12 protein-coding genes are annotated in these 15,575 nt (G+C 58.0%); 8 read left to right on the top strand and 4 right to left on the bottom strand.

Annotated elements, in window-relative coordinates; genetic code table 11:
* Positions 1 to 60: 60 nt before the first annotated feature.
* Positions 61 to 2,913, bottom strand: coding sequence for an EAL domain-containing protein (locus LG203_RS12295; RefSeq protein WP_407665405.1), 2,853 nt, complete (start codon positions 2,911 to 2,913; stop codon positions 61 to 63).
* Between the two features lie 260 nt (positions 2,914 to 3,173).
* On the opposite strand from LG203_RS12295, the gene LG203_RS12290 reads away from it, so the two are divergent.
* The 5 genes from LG203_RS12290 to LG203_RS12270 all read left to right on the top strand — a co-directional run bounded on the left by LG203_RS12290 (position 3,174) and on the right by LG203_RS12270 (position 7,803).
* Positions 3,174 to 4,289, top strand: a complete 1,116-nt coding sequence (locus LG203_RS12290; RefSeq protein ID WP_230346024.1) for an aminomethyltransferase family protein — start codon at positions 3,174 to 3,176, stop codon at positions 4,287 to 4,289.
* A gap of 42 nt (positions 4,290 to 4,331) precedes the next feature.
* Entirely contained in the window at positions 4,332 to 4,931 is a 600-nt protein-coding gene (locus LG203_RS12285; RefSeq protein WP_230346023.1) for a dimethylamine monooxygenase subunit DmmA family protein, read from the top strand.
* Complete coding sequence (locus LG203_RS12280) at positions 4,928 to 5,881, top strand: PDR/VanB family oxidoreductase (RefSeq protein ID WP_015830968.1); 954 nt, start codon at positions 4,928 to 4,930, stop codon at positions 5,879 to 5,881. The genes LG203_RS12285 and LG203_RS12280 overlap by 4 nt, the downstream gene beginning before the upstream one ends.
* 11 nt (positions 5,882 to 5,892) lie before the next feature.
* Entirely contained in the window at positions 5,893 to 6,933 is a 1,041-nt protein-coding gene (locus LG203_RS12275; protein WP_230346022.1) for a heme-dependent oxidative N-demethylase family protein, read from the top strand.
* 69 nt (positions 6,934 to 7,002) lie between these two features.
* Positions 7,003 to 7,803, top strand: a complete 801-nt coding sequence (locus LG203_RS12270; RefSeq protein WP_230346021.1) for a TorF family putative porin — start codon at positions 7,003 to 7,005, stop codon at positions 7,801 to 7,803.
* 54 nt (positions 7,804 to 7,857) lie between these two features.
* Here the strand turns inward: LG203_RS12270 and LG203_RS12265 are convergent, their stop codons facing one another.
* A complete protein-coding gene (locus LG203_RS12265) occupies positions 7,858 to 9,258 on the bottom strand; it encodes a PAS domain-containing protein (RefSeq protein ID WP_230346020.1) in 1,401 nt (466 codons plus the stop codon).
* A gap of 47 nt (positions 9,259 to 9,305) precedes the next feature.
* On the opposite strand from LG203_RS12265, the gene LG203_RS12260 reads away from it, so the two are divergent.
* Positions 9,306 to 11,132, top strand: coding sequence for a histidine kinase (locus tag LG203_RS12260; protein WP_230346019.1), 1,827 nt, complete (start codon positions 9,306 to 9,308; stop codon positions 11,130 to 11,132).
* Between the two features lie 15 nt (positions 11,133 to 11,147).
* Positions 11,148 to 11,831 carry a two-component system response regulator NarL gene (gene narL, locus LG203_RS12255; RefSeq protein WP_230346018.1) on the top strand — a complete coding sequence of 228 codons (684 nt, stop codon included), beginning with the start codon at positions 11,148 to 11,150 and terminating at the stop codon, positions 11,829 to 11,831.
* A gap of 138 nt (positions 11,832 to 11,969) precedes the next feature.
* Here the strand turns inward: narL and LG203_RS12250 are convergent, their stop codons facing one another.
* Both LG203_RS12250 and LG203_RS12245 read right to left on the bottom strand, forming a co-directional pair.
* The gene (locus LG203_RS12250; RefSeq protein WP_230346017.1) at positions 11,970 to 12,299 is read right to left on the bottom strand and encodes a hypothetical protein; all 330 of its coding nucleotides are present in this window, start codon (positions 12,297 to 12,299) and stop codon (positions 11,970 to 11,972) included.
* Positions 12,296 to 13,372 (bottom strand): DMT family transporter, encoded by a 1,077-nt coding sequence (locus LG203_RS12245; protein WP_230346016.1) that lies wholly within the window; start codon positions 13,370 to 13,372, stop codon positions 12,296 to 12,298. Before LG203_RS12245 ends, LG203_RS12250 begins: the two co-directional genes overlap by 4 nt.
* A 310-nt stretch (positions 13,373 to 13,682) precedes the next feature.
* Here LG203_RS12245 and LG203_RS12240 point away from each other — a divergent pair, with 310 nt between their 5' ends.
* A complete protein-coding gene (locus LG203_RS12240; protein WP_230346015.1) occupies positions 13,683 to 15,380 on the top strand; it encodes an APC family permease in 1,698 nt (565 codons plus the stop codon).
* The last annotated feature ends 195 nt before the right edge of the window (positions 15,381 to 15,575 follow it).

Below are 15,575 nucleotides of genomic sequence, written 5' to 3'. Positions count from 1 at the left end.
GTCGGGCGGCGCTGACCAAGGCGGCGTCAGCCCGTCATGCCGATGCGCTTGGCGGGGAATCTAGAAGTGTTCGAAGGTCTGCACCACATCCCGCTCAAATTCATCCGCGGGTACGGGTTTGCTGAACAGATAACCCTGGTAGGCATCGCAGCCATAGTTATCCAGAAACTCGCGCTGACTCAGTGTTTCCACCCCTTCCGCAATCACCTGCAGGTTCAGGCTTTTGCCCAGCGCAATGATGGTGCGGGCAATCACGGCATCGTTGGGGTCGGTGAGCACATCGCGCACAAACGACTGGTCAATCTTGAGCTGATCCAGCGGCAGCAGCTTGAGGTAAGACAGCGACGAATAGCCGATGCCGAAGTCGTCAATCGAAAAGCCAACACCGAGATTCTTCAGTTCGGTCATCTTGGCGATCACATCTTCAATATTGTTCACCATCAGGCTTTCGGTCAGCTCCAGCTTGAGACGTTTGGGGTTGGCGCCAGTGACATTCAGCACCTCCACAATCTGATCGACAAAATCCATCTGGCGCAGCTGTTTGGCGCTGACATTCACCGCCAGTGTCAGCTTCTCCGTCAGCGGTTGCTGTGCCCATAGCACCAGCTGTTTGCAGGCGGCATACATGACCCAGTTGCCCACACTCACAATCAGGCCGCTGTCTTCTGCCAATGGGATAAAGGTGCTGGGCGGGATCATGCCACGTCTGGGGTTGCGCCAGCGCAGCAACGCTTCAGCGCCCAGCAGGCGGCCCTGATTATCCACTTGGGGCTGATAGCACAAGAAGAACTCGTCATTACGCAGACCGTTACGCAGATCCTCTTCCATCTCGACGCGGTCGGCGATGAGCGCTTGCATTTCTGGGTCAAAAAAGCGGATGACATTACGGCCAGCGGCTTTGGACTGGTACATCGCCAGGTCGGCGCGCTTGAGGATTTCATCCACGGTGGTGGGCTGCTGATCAAACAGGGTGACGCCTATGCTGGCGCTGGTGTGATGCTCATAGCCGCTGAACTGGAACGGGTGGGCAAAGCTGATCAGAATTTTCTCACTCACCAGGCGGGCCTGGGCGGCGGCTTCCTGGTGATTGCCGCTCAGCTCATGCAGCAGCACCACAAACTCATCGCCACCAAAGCGCGCCACGGTATCGCTTTCGCGCAGGCAGCCGGCAATACGCATGGCCACCTGCTGCAGCAGCATGTCCCCCAGGTCATGGCCCATGGTGTCATTCAGGGTTTTGAAGTTATCCAGGTCGATGAACAGCACCGCGCCGGATTTGCTGGTGCGCGCCGAATAAGCTAGGGTATGTTCCAGCCGGTCTATGAACAGCTGGCGGTTGGGCAGGCTGGTCAGTGAGTCATAAAACGCCAGATGTTGAATGCGGCTTTCGGCCACTTTCTGTGCGCTGATATCCTGAATCGCGCCCTCGAGACGGGTGATGTTGCCATGCCCGTCAACGACCGCCTGACCAATGATGCGCACCCACAAGAGCTTGTCCTTGCAGGTGAGGATGGGCAGCTCCTCGTCGAAGCTTGTGCCGTGCTGCATGCATTCCTCCAGGGCCTGCACAATACGACTGCGCCACTCTTCCGGATAAAACGCCAATGTGTTTTCCATCGTCGGCGCAAAGTCGGACGGGCACTCGTGAATATCCCGCACTTCGTCTGACCAGTAGATGTTTTTTTCCGGCAGGCTCAATACCCAGCTGCCCACACGTGCCATGCGGCTGGATATCTTGAGGTAGGCTTCGGTTTGTTCGCGGCGGGCAATTTCTGCGTGCAGCGCCTCGGTACGCATGCGCACCTGACGGCGCATCTGCACATTCCACAAAATCACCAGCATCACACAAAGCAGCAGGGCGGCAATACCAAACGCAATCCAGCGGGTGTTGAGGTTATTCGGCGTAGTGGAGTAATGGTAGATGAACTTGCGCGGCTGGTAGTTATTCGGCGCCAGTTTCAAGCGGGTCAGCAGCTGGGCGATGTGGCTCCAGCGCTCGGTATTCATGTGGCCCATGTCCACGATATCGGGCATGACCAGCGGGCGCATGCTTTTGGCTTCTGCCAGCAGCAATTCCCGGGTGGCGCCACTCTGTTTTACACCGGGTAATTGCAGGATGAGGTCGGCAATTTCTTCCGGGTTGTCAAAGGCATAACGCCAGCCTTTGAGGGTTGCTTTCAGGAAGGCATCAGCCCGGTCCGGGTGCGACTCGATTTCGTTACGTGAGGTGAACAGGGTGTCACCATAAAAATCCACGTCGTAATCGATGGTGCTGATGATGGCGGGCTCAATACCGCGTGCGCGCAAGCGGTAGGGTTCGTTGGTGGAATAGGCTGACATGGCATCCACCTTGCCGTTGATCAGGTCATCGAGCTTGCCGGTGTGCGTGACAAAACGCACGCTGGCAGGATCCAGCCCGGCTTTCAGCATCATGGCATCAAACTGCACGGCGCTGAGGTCATGTTTCATCATGACCGATTTGCCCATGAGGTCGGCCAGACGGTGAATATTGCTGTCTTCGCGGCTGACGATGATGAAAGGGGAGTGCTGGAAGATGGCCGCCATGGCGACGACGGGCTTGCCATGCATGTGGGCCAGCAGCAGGTCGGCATCGCTTACGCCATATTCCGCCTTGCCGGACAGCACAGCATCCAGTGCCGGCCTGTCCGGGCCGCCCTCGATGATGTTGACATCCAGCCCGGCGTCTTTATAGAACCCCTTGGCTTGGGCCGCGTAGTAGCCTGCAAACTGGAACTGATGATGCCATTTGAGCTGCAGGTTGATTTTTTGGGCATCAGCCAATGCAGGTGGCGTGAAAAGGCAGATCAGCACCGCCAGTTTTGTGCACCAGGAGAGCCTTATAGTTATATCCAACGCTGACGTTAGGAATTTCATTGGCGCGGCAAAACCCATCAATTTGTCGTGATTACTCTGGACGCGAACAGGGCAGGAAGTCAGGCCGATATTCACGCATACTAATCGCGAATATATAGAATTAATGCGAAGAATTAAAGTGTTTTCATTGGCTTGTTTCGGGTTTTACATCTAAAAGCTTAGATTTCTTATGCGTACTTCTTTGGTAGTACCCCTTCAAGAGAATTTTGGTCCCCCGGTGATTTGGCTATCGTGATGCCAAGTTCAACACTGCATCAAATTTTAAAGGGGACATCCACATGGCAAGAAATTCCATCCTGAATGAACGACATCGCGCACTCGGCTCCAAGCTGGATGGCGATACCTGGAACGATATGCCGATTCCGTGGAGCTACAACACCAGCGTGCATGACGAGGTCGTGGCGGTGCGCAGCAAAGCCGGTTTGTATGATGTATCGGCACTGAATATCGTCAAGGTCAGTGGTCCGGATGCCGAAGCCGTGATCGACCAACTGGTGGCGCGCGACATCACCAAGCTGGAGCCTGGCTGCTCATTGCTGGCTGCGGAAGTCGATGAAAGCGGCGCCCTGTGTGATGACATCATGGTGATACGCGATTCGGCTACCGACTTCCGTCTCTCGCATGGCAGCGGCAAAACCCCCGAGCAGCTCAAGCTGTTGTCTGCCGGTAAAAACATCAAGATCGAGCCTGATCTGGATGTGCATATTCTCTCCCTGCAAGGCCCGTTGTCGCTGGATATCCTCGCACCGCACCTCGGCTTTGATCTGGCAGGTCTGCCTTATTTCCGTCATGTGCCTACCGTGCTGTTCGGCAAAAACATCATCATCGCTCGCGGCGGTTACTCCGGCGAGCGTGGCTATGAGGTTTACTGTACCGCCGCCGATGCCGTTTTCCTGTGGGACAAGATTCTGGAAGTCGGCGCGCCTTTCGGTGCCATTGCCGCCTCCTGGAATTCGCTGGAACTGACCCGTATTGAAGCGGCCTTGCTGTTCTTCCCGTTTGAAATGCCCGAAGGCGATACCACGCCATGGGAAGTCAATATGGGCTGGGGCGTGGACCTCGACAAGAAGGGCGATTACATCGGCAAAGCCGCCGTGCTCAAGCTCAAGGGCCGCGAGCGCGTGCGCCATGTCGGCCTTATCTGCCGCAGCGCATCGGCGATGGAAGCCGGGGCGAAACTGTTCAAGGACGGCAAGGAAATCGGCGTCATCACCAGCGCCAGTTACAGCCGCTACCTCATGCTCTCGCTGGCGATGGCACATGTGAAACCGGAGCTTTCTGCCATCGGCACCACGCTGGAAGTGCACAACAGTAGCGGTGTCAGCAAGGCCTATATTGCGCCTACGCCGTTTTACGACCCCTTGCGTTTGCGCACACATCCCGAAGGCGCGTAAGTCAGCAGGCTTAAGGATCAGCAGTTTAAGAGGACATTCAAGATGGAACGCGGTTACTGGATACGCAGCAAGCCGGTCTACACGGCGCTGCTCTGGAACGATAAAGCCACGGCGCACGCCGTGCTGGCAGCGGGGGACGGCGGGCTTGCCGTGCTCAAGCTCTTTCAACAGGCCTTGCCCGAGCAGCCGATCACGGTGTTTTACAGCCCGGCGGGTGCCGACAAGGACTACCTGCCCGCCTTGCAGGCAGCGGTAGATGCGGATCTGCGGGTGTTTGCAACCACGGCCGAGCTGCTGGCCGCCTGGGCGGATTATCTGGCCACCGCCCGCATGGGCCTGCGCATTTACACCGCGGGTACCGAGAAATTCATGTGGGATGTGACGGATGCAGCCGCCGACTTCGGCATTCTCAATCAGGACGTCATGAAAGAGTTGACCGGCTCCCTGGCACGCTCGGTGTACTGCGTGCATTGCAAGTCGCTTACGCATGAGGTCACCAGCAACATCGCCACCTGCTCCGGCTGCGGCCGCCAGCTGTTTGTGCGCGACCATTTTTCGCGGCGCATGGGCGCCTACATGGGGCTGATGGTGGATGCCGAAAACCCCGGCGAAGTGCCCCAGATCGAGGAGATTTATCCATGAGTCAGTTACAGGTCAAAGTGGCGTCCATTCAGGACGTCAGCGCTGGCGTGCGTCACTTCACGCTGGTGGATGCCCATGGCGGCGAGCTGCCCGCCTTTTCTGGCGGCAGTCATATTGTGGTCACCATGCCGGCGCCCGGCCGCACCTATCGCAATGCCTATTCGCTGTTGAGTTCGCCGGAAGACCGCGCACATTACGAAATTGCCGTGCATCGCCAGCCACAGTCGCGCGGCGGCTCCATCTACATGCACGAAGAAGTGAAGGTTGGCAGCGTGCTCGACATCAGCTACCCGGTCAATCTGTTTGCCTTGTCGCGCGTGGCCAAGCATCACCTGCTGATTGCCGGTGGCATTGGCATTACGCCCTTCATGGCACAGATTCATGATCTTGAGCGTCTGGGCGGCGATTACAGCCTGCACTATGGTTTCCGCTCACGCGAGCATGCCGCCTTTGCCGATGCTCTCAAGGGGCGCGTCAGCCAGCGTGCGGTGTGCTATGACGAAAGCCTGGGCCAGCGCATGGATTTTGACGCCCTGTTGCGCGCTCAGCCGCTGGGTACTCATGTGTATGCCTGCGGCCCGCAAGGCATGGTCGAAGCGCTGGTGTCGACCGCGCGTGCGCTCGGCTGGCCCGAGCACCACATTCATAGCGAACAGTTCCTGGCGCCGCCGGTGGGCGAGCCCTTCACGCTCAAACTCAGCAAGTCCGAGCTGGAAATCACCGTGCAAGGCGACATGAGCATGCTGGAGGCCCTGGAGGCCGCTGGCGTCGATGCCCCTTCATTATGCCGCGGTGGCGCCTGTGGCCGCTGCGAACTTGAAGTGCTGGGCACCGACGGCGAGCTGCAGCATCACGACCACTATCTGAGCGACGCCGACAAGGCTAGCGGCCGCAAGATCATGCCCTGTGTATCCCGGGCCAAATGCGGTTATCTGGAACTCAACCTTTGAGGAATGCTCCCATGAGCCTCGCTTTCAAGCAGGAAACCTTTCGCGACGACTATACCTTCCGCAATTCGCCGGAAGCCATACGCCGTTTCCCCTTTCCGTTTCCCGAAGACCAGTACATGTACTCGGTCAACATCGAGCCGCATACGGCTGGTCCCAAGGGCGCTGTGACCGAATTCACGCTGGATGTGGACGAGCACTATGTGGCCGAGTGCCGCGACAAGGCGATTACCCTGGAGCAGGATCCCGGCCGCTGTGCCTCCTTGCCCCACATGATGGATGCCGAGTGGGATTTCCTGGAGTTCACCATGGAAAGCCTGGCGCGCGACTATCCCGAGCAATTCAGCCTGAGCAAAAACGGCAAGGCCTGGACCTGGATCAACCGTCCACTCGGGATCGAGCAATCCTTTGTATTTGGCGATGCCGCCACTCTGCCCATGGGGCCGTTTGAATACATGGGCCGCCAGGTGCAGGGCGACTTTGTGCTGCTGGATCAGCGTGAAGACACCCTGTTTGCCGATGCGGGCATTGTTACCAGCCAGGCTGACTGGTCGCTGGCTTTCAATGTGGGCATGTCATGGAATGAATGGCATGGCCCGGTACCGCAAGTGACCAAGCTGGGCGTGATGGACCGTGCGCTGAAATTCCTGATGAGCCTGCAGCAGGCCAATCCGGTGCGCCGTCTTAACTGGACCATGACCATCAATCCGCGCCTGGATACCTCGCCGGAAAACTATCCGCTGTGGGGCGGCGACCGCAACAAGGTCAACGAGCAGAATGCGGGCGAACTTGCACATTTGCGTGTGGAGCTGCAAACCCTGTTCCGCATGCCACGCAGCAATGCCATTGTGTTCAGCATCCGCTGTTACCTGATCAGCATGCAGGAAATGGCGACCTACCCACGCTGGGCCAAGCGTTTTCACCGTGTGCTGCGCGATCTTCACCCTGACCTGGTGGAGTACAAGGGCATCACCAAATACCAGCAGGCCGTGGTGGCCTGGCTTTCCAGATTCGACGACGGCGCCGACATCGGCACAGGCACCCAGCCTGAATAAGGCTTAAGCCATGGCGCCGTGGTTACCGGGCAATTCCATTTGCATCTATCTTTTCATAAGGGGAACGTAATGAACCATGTAAAGCGTCTGAGTGTGGCCGGTCTTGTGGCCTGCAGTCTTTTCAACCTGCCGGCGTTTGCTGCGGATGAAGCCGCCGCCGAGGCCTCACCCCACACCCTGACCACCAATATCGGTTTCTTCGGTCAGTATGTGTTTCGTGGCATCACCTACACCAACGAGCGCCCAGCCGTGCAAGGCGGTTTTGACTATGCCCACTCCAGCGGTCTTTACCTGGGTGTATGGGGCACCAATGTCGACAAGAATGCGCTCTATGGCAATACGCTCGAAGTCGATATCTATGGTGGCTACCTGCACCAGTTCACGCCTGATCTCAGCCTGAATGTCGGTTTCCTGCAGTTTTACTATCCTGACAATGAAAAGATTGCCGGTCAGTCTGCCAATACCACCGAGCTGAACGGTGCCCTGGGCTACAAGTGGTTCACCCTCAAGTACTCCCGCGCCGTGACCGATTTCTTCGGTTACAACACCAAGTCCATCGGTGGCACACTGGGACATGGGGATACCAAGGGTACGGATTACATTGAGTTGAATTTCAACTACAAGCTGCCGGTGAAGGATATCAATCTGGTGGCGCACGCAGGTCATCAGCGCGTTGAAAACTACGGTGATCTCAGCTACAGCGATTATCTGATCGGCCTTAACAAGGACTTCTCTGTTGGCAAGAGTGAAGGCTGGAATGCCGGCTTCAACTACACCGGTACCAATGCCGATGGCGATTTGTGGGTAGATGCCAAAGGCCGCAAGACCGGCGATGATCACCTGGTGCTGTTTATCAAGCGCACGTTCTAATCCCTGATTTTTAGTCGGGATGTACCTGAAGAGGGCGTTGCAAAACGCCCTCTTTCATTCGCCGCTGTGGGTAGGCTGGGACTGTATCAGTCGCTTGATATCGGCAATCAGGCCGGTCGGGGCATCGTCATCGCTGATGTGGGCGATAAAGCCTTCCAGCGCCAGCAGTTCACCTGCACTGGAGTAAACGCCCTTGCCTTGTTCCCATACCCATTTGGTATTGCCCGCCCGCGTCATGATGCGGTACACCAGCTGGAATTTGTCCTGCATGGCGAGTTTTTCCTGCACATGCTGCCAGGCCGGGGTGCGGTCTTCCGGGTGAATGATCTCGACATAGGAAAAGTTGAGCGAATTGATCATCTCATGCGCTTCGTAGCCGGTGACTTCGGCACAGCCATCGCTGACGAATTCGAAGCTCCAGTTTCTGTCGTTCTTGCAGCGATAGATCATGCAGGGCGCATTGTTGATCAGCATGCTGAGCGAGCGGCGGTTGGTGCGCAGGCTGGCTTCGGCCTGCTTGCTGTGGCTGATGTCGGTCAGGGTGCCGACCACGCTGGAACGCTCGCCCTTGACGGAAGAGGTGTTGCGCGCGCGCAGCTCCACCCAGTGCGAATCGCCATTTTTGCTGATGACGCGGGCTTCCAGCAGGCAGCGGCTGCGCTTGCCCTGGATCAGCGAATGCAGGCGGGCTTCCACCAGCGGTTTGTCCTCGGGGTGGATAAAGCTCAGCAGCGGTTTTTGCAGGCAATCTTCCACATTGAAATCGAGCAGGCCTTGCCACGAGGGATTGAGGAAAAGAATGTTTTGTGCGGTATCGACCTGGAACACGACTTGCTCGATCTGGTTGACCAGCAGATGATAAGGAAACTGCTCGCGAAAATTGGCACCTGGCGTATCGTGCGACGACACGGTGGAAAATTGCAGCAGCAATTGTTCGTTATGGGCGGCTTCGCTGATGGGAGAGACCGAGATATGCACGGGCAATATCGAGCCATCCATGCACAAGAGACGCAAGCGGTGCGTGGCTTTTTTGTCGTGCTCGGGGGTGGCCAGCAGCGCAGCCAGCGCCTGGTGATCGCCGGGATGGATGACATTGGTCAGCGGCATGCCCAGAATCTGATCGGAAATGCCCTGCATGCCCAGCTCGGCAAGAAAGGCATTGTTGGCGAAAATGACGGTGTAGCCTTCCACCACGGCGGCAGGCGTTGCCAGTAGTGATGACACATTGATGCCCCAGGCCTTGCGGTCAAAGCCCGGGTTGCTCAGGGCCGTGCTGCCACGATTGCGCAGCAGTGGATATATCGCCAGCATGAGCAGGGCGGAAAATGCCGTGGTGGCGACGATCACCATCCCGGCCAGATGCATCTTGAACGGGGCGCTACCCGCCCACCAGGTGTTGAAGACGAATAGAAAAATGATACTGAGGATCAGCGTGCTGAATACATATATGCTCATGCTTGTGTCCTGTTATGTGTGGGTTTCCGGGGAGACCGTGTCCTGATATGCGCTGGTTGAAACAATTGTCCGACGTGGCCGAAATCAAGGCCCTGCTGCGCCATACGCTTTATCTGCGGCTGGTGGTGCTGCTGTTCTGTGTGCTTTTGCTCATCATCATGATGCAGGTCGGCTCCCTGTTCCTGCTGGATTACATTCCCGGCAACCAGTCTGCCATGCGGCAGCTCTATGCGCAAAAATTCCATTGGCAGGTGCTGCGCGCCGAAGTTGCTGCCACGCCGCAGGATACCCGGCTGCCCGGTTCCGGGCTCAATGCCGGGGATGGCATGATGGAGTTCTCCTGGTTTCGCCAGCAACTGGGCTCGCGCTTGCCGCCCGCCATTGCCCGACTGGAAGCCGATACCGCAGCCCTGTTCTCTGCCTATCCGCAAGCCGAGCATACGGCGGGCTGGCTGCAGGCGGTAGACAAGGTATTGCAGGATTACGATCTGCTGGCAGAGGAGTTGCAGCGCGATGTTGAGGTCAAGCAGTCGGTGATCGGGCTCTTGCAACTGGTGAGCGGCCTGTTGCTGGTGTGCTGCCTGTTTGCCGTGGCCATCAAGGCCAAGCATCTGCTGATAGACCGTGTCGGCCATCTGGCCAAGTTGCTGCCGCAGGAGTTTCAGGTGGCGGATGAGCAGGGGCATGCTGATGAGTTTGCCCGGCTGGAGCAGACCGTGTTCCGTATTGCGGCCCGGCTTGAGGGCTTCAAGGCCGAGAGTGCCTGGTTTAACCAGACCCGCAGTGAGCGCTTGCGCCGCCTGTTGCGCGCACAGGGATTTTTGCACCGGCTGGTGGGCATGATCAATACCCCTGACCTCAGCGAAGCCTTGCTGCGCAAGGTGTTGTACATGCTGGAAAGCACGCTGGATGTGCAGAATGTCGCCTTGCTGTTTGCCGAAAAATCCGCCGGTGAGCCGGTGGAGCGCATGCTGTTTTCGCAGCATACGCCGCGCCCGGTGCCGCCAAGCCTGCTCGCGGAACTGAATACCAGCCAGGCGGTGAATTACCAGCTGGAGCCCACCACCAGCCAGGAGGCCAGTAACTGTCTCGCCGCGGCCTTTACCAGCCCGTGGGAAACGCTGGGCATGCTGACGGTGGAAGCCGAGGCATCGCATGTGTTTGATGAAACCGATATCGAGCTGGTGGAAATGACCGCGCAATTGCTGTCCATGGTCATGGGCACGCAGAACCGCGAGCAGGAAGGCCGGCGTGCCGCCTTGCTGGATGAGCGTGCCGCCATTGCCCGTGAGCTGCATGATTCGCTGGCGCAGTCGCTGTCGTTCATGAAAATCCAGATTTTCCGCCTGCAAAGCCATCCGCAGACCCAGCACGCCGACCTGCGCGGCATTGTGAACGAGCTGCGCCAGGGGCTGGATAATGCCTACCGCGAGTTGCGCGAGCTGTTGTCGACCTTCCGCGTGCACATGGATGTGCGCGGGCTGGGCTTTGCCATCCAGTCGGCAATTGACGAATTCATGCAGCGCTCCAATCTCTCGATCGCGCTGGATAACCGGCTGGTGAATTGCCGCCTGACGGTGAACGAGGAGTTTCATATCCTGCATGTGATCCGCGAGGCGCTGTCGAATATCGTGCGCCATTCCGGCGCCAGCACGGTGACGGTGGCGCTGGTCTACCAGAGTAATGGCTCGGTGATCGTCACCATCGACGATGATGGCATAGGCTATGCCAGCAAGCCCGGCGAGCCTGGGCATTACGGGCACAGCATCATGCAGGAGCGTGCATACAGCCTGGGGGGCGAGCTGGCAGTTTTGCGTCGCCGCACCGGCGGCACGCGGGTAAGATTGGTATTTACGCCGCAATTGGCACAATGACAGGAGAGCACGACCTTGAGCACCCCCAGTAATCCGACCTCTGAGCTGACATCCGGCGGCGCCAGCCCGACCAAGGTGTTCCTGATTGATGACCATGCGCTGTTTCGCAAGGGGGTCGGCCAGATGATAGAAGCCGATCCGGCATTCCGGGTAGTGGGCGAGGCGGCTTCGGGTAGCGAGGGCTTGTTGCTGGCTCCGCCTTTGCAGCCCGATGTGGTGCTGATCGACCTCAACATGAAGGGCCTGAATGGCATTGAAACCCTGCGCCGCTTCAAAACGGAAAGCAGTTTGCAGGCGCGCTTTGTCGTGCTCACGGTGTCGGATGCCGAGGATGACCTGCTGGAAGCCCTGCGCGCGGGGGCGGATGGCTATCTGCTGAAAGACATGGAGCCGGAAGACCTCTGTGCCAGCCTGAAAAAGGTGATCTCCGGCATGACGGTGATACAGGATAGCCTGACCGAGGTGCTGAAGCAGGCTTTGCTGGAACCGCGCACGCGCAAGGCGGATGACGACGTGGCGCTGACCGACCGCGAGCAGGAGATCCTGCAATGCCTGGCCGATGGCCTCAACAACAAGACCATCGCGCGCAAGCTGGGCATTTCCGATACCACGGTCAAGGTGCATATCAAGCATCTGTTGAGCAAGCTCAAGCTCACCAGCCGGCTCGAAGCTGCCGTGTGGGCCCATCGTAAAAAGTAAGTGCCTGCTCTGCTGGCTGGTCTTGCCCGGACTAGCGGCGACTGACAAACAGCCGGGCAGAGATCAGGCAGATCAAGCTGGCCAGGCCGATGATGATGATAGCCAGCACATCGGCCCCGGCATATCCCCAGAAACTGTTCATGCGCAATACTCCTCCATGGCGCTGCCATCGTTGGCGAGTAGCCCGGTATCTTCCATACGAGCCAAGCCAAACGCTGTCAGCTGGTAATAAAACGACAGGGCCTCGCGCGGCAAGATATTGCCCACGGTTTCGGTGATGAGTTGCGGTTCATTGCGCGCCACCAGACCGGCGGCGGATAACTCATCCAGCGCCACATGCAGGCTGTTGATCGCATAACGCCCCCGCAGACTGTAGGCGTTCAGGGTCAGCTCAATCAGCGCCTGATCGCGCATGCCGCCCAACTGGTGCAGCCGTGTCAGTAAGAATCCCTTGATGTGCAGTTTCATGCGTGTTCTCCCGCTGGGTTGTCGCGTAACTGGGCCACGTTTTCGGCCGATTCGCCAAACATGACAAAGCTGCCCGCCACGGTGAGGATGAGTCCGACCAGGAAATACCACGGCGGCATCTGCAGGGTAAAGGCTGCAATAAACAGCAGGGCAAACACCGCATAGAGATTGCCTATTGCTTCGCCGCGGCCCACGCCGATCAAACTGAAGCTCTTGTAAAAAGCGGTGTAGCAATAGGCATGACAGGCCGAGGCCAGCACTATCCACACCATGGCCTTGGGGTTTTGCACGGTAGTGAGTAGTAGCTCACCTATCGGCAGGCTGGTGAAAAGCGCAAGGGCTGGCAGGATCAATATGCCCCAGAACAGGATCTCGAAACTGAAGCGGCAATGAATGCCCACATCCGGGTCGGTCACATCCATGGCACGTGCTGCCACCGCACCTTCCATGCCCCATCCCAGTGCAGACATGATGCCGCCAAGATAGCCCAGCCAGGCGTGGCTATTATCGCCTCCCACCTCGCCAAACAGGCCAGGGCCATAAATCACCAGGCCCCCCAGCATGATGATCACCATGCCCAGCGCGGCACGCGTGGAGATTTTTTCGCGGTACCACAAGCGCGCCACCACGGCGCCGATGACCGGGTAAAACAGCGAAGTAACCGCGGCAAACACCGGCCCCACATAGCCCATGGCCATATAGGAGCCGAAGATCGCCATCGGCCCGCCACAGAGCGACGCCAGCGCATACCACTTGGAGATGCGCCGAAAGCGCCCCATGGTACGGGCGTAATCCCCCACCTTGCCCAGCACCCCATTCCACAGCAGCAAAAACACAAATACCGTCAGCGCATGCACCCAGGTCATGACAGCCGTGGCGGCCAGCCTCAGCGACTGCTGATCCTGCGGGATATCCACATAAGGTGATTCGTACCAAAGCGCTGTGCCTGGCACATACCAGGCGCCCCACAGTATCGCCGTCCACAAGGCCCACATGAATCCCCAGCGCTGGTTGCGTGCGTAATGGCGTTGCAGGGTGGATTGTAGTCTGGCGGCGTAGGGCGGGGCTTGCATGAGACGGATTCCTTTAAACGTATTTGCCAGAAATGGTAATGGGCACGCGGCCTGTCTTTCCATACTCCTGAGGGAGTAGGGCGGGCCATTGGGGCGACCACGTTGCCTGATGCCCCAAGTTGGACCGGAACCTGCTTTAAGCCACGCATGCCGCACCATTTTCTTGCTACTTCTTAAGGAGTAATCCGTAGTGAGAATTGTGAGGCGGGGGCGGCGGGTATTCAATGGTGCCCAATGCAGGACATGTCAGTACCGTATGTGCTGGCCATGGATCTGCTGACTGCATGACTTTTCGATAAGGGGAATTAAATTGAACAGTAATCCGCCCGTAGACGCGATCTCCGCCGATTTATCCGGCGATGTCGTGGCCCAGAACTCTACCCTGCACCGCAAGATCAGCTGGCAGGGTGCGTTCTGGGTGGCCAGCGGTGTACCGGCACTGGTGCTTTTTTCCATAGGCGCCATTGCCGCCACCGTCGGCAAACCTTCCTGGATAGTCTGGATGATCTCGATCGCCTTCGGCTTTATCCAGGCTTTTACCTATGCCGAAATCGCTGGCCTGTTTCCGCACAAATCCGGCGGCGCCTCAGTCTATGGCGCCGTGGCCTGGGTGCGCTACAGCAAGTTCATCGCACCGATCTCGGTGTGGTGTAACTGGTTCGCCTGGTCGCCAGTATTGGCGATAGGTTCCGGTCTTGCCGCCGGCTATATCCTGAGCGCGCTGTTTGCGCCGGATGCCGTCATCAACACCTGGCAGATCACGCTCATGGACCTGAGCTTCATCAAGAGCGACCTGGTGCTGCGTATCAATGCTACCTTCATCCTCGGCGCTGCCGTGCTGATGTCGGTGTTTGCCGTGCAGCATGGCGGCATTCTGCGTTCTGCCCGCGTCACCATGATACTGGGCATCACCGCGCTGATCCCGCTGATGCTGATTGGTCTGATCCCTATCCTGACGGGCGATGTGCCACAGGTGAATTTCTTCCCCATGGCACCGCTGAGCTATGACGCCGCAGGCAATGTGGTCGATGGTGTCTGGGGCATTGAGGGCTGGAAACTGATGGCGGGTGGTCTCTTTATTGCCGCCTGGTCTACCTATGCGTTTGAAACATCGGTCTGCTACACCCGCGAGTTCAAGAACCCCAAGACCGATACCTTCAAGGCGATCTTCTACTCTGGGCTGCTCTCTATCGCCGTGTTTACGCTGGTGCCGATTGCCTTCCAGGCCCACCTTGGCCTCGGTCAGCTGGTCACCCCAGCCGTCGTCGATGCTGCAGGCACTACGGTTACCCCTGCGGTCTACAGCGGCATGCTGGCACCTGACATCTACAGTGGCATGGGGGTTGCCAGCGCCTTGTCCGACATGGCAGGCGGCGGCAAGATCATCGGCAATGTCATGGTCATCATGCTGGTGCTGGCGCTGCTGCTGTCCATCATGACCTCCATGGCGGGTTCTTCGCGCACCCTGTACCAGGCTTCAGTCGATGGCTGGTTGCCCAAGTACCTGTCCAAGGTCAATGAACACGGCGCGCCTACCCCCGCCATGTGGACCGACCTCTGTTTCAATCTGCTGTTGCTGCTGCTGTCCGATTATGTGTTCGTGCTGGCGGCATCCAATATCGGCTACATCATCTTCAACTTCCTCAACCTCAACTCCGGCTGGATACACCGCATGGATCGCCCCAGCTGGCTGCGCCCCTACAAGGCACCTACCATCCTGCTGGCAGCTGGTGGTGCGCTCAGCTTCGTCAACCTGGCTCTGATGGGTTTCGGTGCCGATGTCTGGGGTGAAGGCACGCTGGTTACCGGCCTGTTCTTCGCGGCGCTCATTATCCCGGTCTTCATCTACCGGCACTATGTGCAGGACAAAGGCCAGTTCCCCAAGGCCATGCTCGAGGACATGCATGTCGGGGATGAAGCTGGTGTGGCAAGCCGTGCTGGTATCCTGCCATACGTCGCCCTGGTCGCCGGGGTAGTCGTAGTCTATGTGTTCCATCATCTCGGTTAGTATTCCGCGCTAACCGGGCATGGAGACGGGTCGCCGCAAGGCGGCCCGTTTTTTTATTTAATTAATTGATTCGTAATGAAAGTTTTGGTAGCCGGTACTCCCTAGGTGGTAAGCCCTAAGGAGAATTGTGAGAGCACGCCTGCCCCTCGAAAATAGCTCCACAACAACGATTCACTTCGCCTATTTCGAGAGGAC

The organism is Methylovorus mays (genome assembly GCF_020531915.1).
GTDB lineage: Bacteria > Pseudomonadota > Gammaproteobacteria > Burkholderiales > Methylophilaceae > Methylovorus > Methylovorus mays.
This window is presented reverse-complemented; position numbering and strand designations above follow the sequence as displayed.